Origin of the sequence: Shewanella sp. SM74, from assembly GCF_025653725.1 — a bacterium.
Lineage (GTDB): Bacteria > Pseudomonadota > Gammaproteobacteria > Enterobacterales > Shewanellaceae > Shewanella > Shewanella oncorhynchi.
Window position 1 is genome coordinate 1 of record NZ_JAKKRZ010000098.1, and the last position, 630, is coordinate 630.

Here is a 630-nt window from a genome sequence, read left to right on the forward strand (position 1 = left end):
AATATTACCTATAGTGCCAATCATCCCTATTAAAATGTCATTAACATCAACTTTAGAACGCTTATTTATTTCATCGAAATCGATTTTAGAAATGTATTGAACATCGTCATAATTGATGTACCCATTTTTAACATTTTTTGATGTAACCAAGGGAAATCCGTTTTGTTGGTACTTCGGTGATGCATGAGTACCATCCCTCACGTCGCAAATATCTTCTAAAACTTTCTCCTCCCACTCCCCACTAAACCCTTTAAAGCGGATTTCAGGGATCGTTTCGCCTTGTTTGGGGAACATCTTTTCCAGCATGGCTTTTTTAATGTTGCTTAGCTTGTCATGCTTTTGTTGGTGCTGGTTGATTAGGCTGTCGAGCTTTTGGAAAGTATTGCCGATGGCGGTTTGTTCTTCCCTTTCAGGGACGCATATTAATAAACTGCGAACATTACTTAATGAAATAAATTTCTGTGTTCCACCACTAGCAAAATCATCCAACTGCTGAGTTGTAATTGGCGACTGCAAAAAATAATAGCTGTATAAAAAATCCATTTCGTTTTTATCTTTGATTAAAGCCACATTCTTTATTGCGAAATCTGGAGTCTGTCTAATTAAAGCAATATTACCTATAGTGCCAAT

1 protein-coding gene is annotated in these 630 nt (G+C 36.5%); it reads right to left on the reverse strand.

Annotated features, from left to right (window positions below; all coding sequences use genetic code 11):
* On the reverse strand, positions 1-630 hold a 630-nt coding region (locus L5M49_RS25180), incomplete at both ends, for a restriction endonuclease subunit S (protein WP_263170361.1).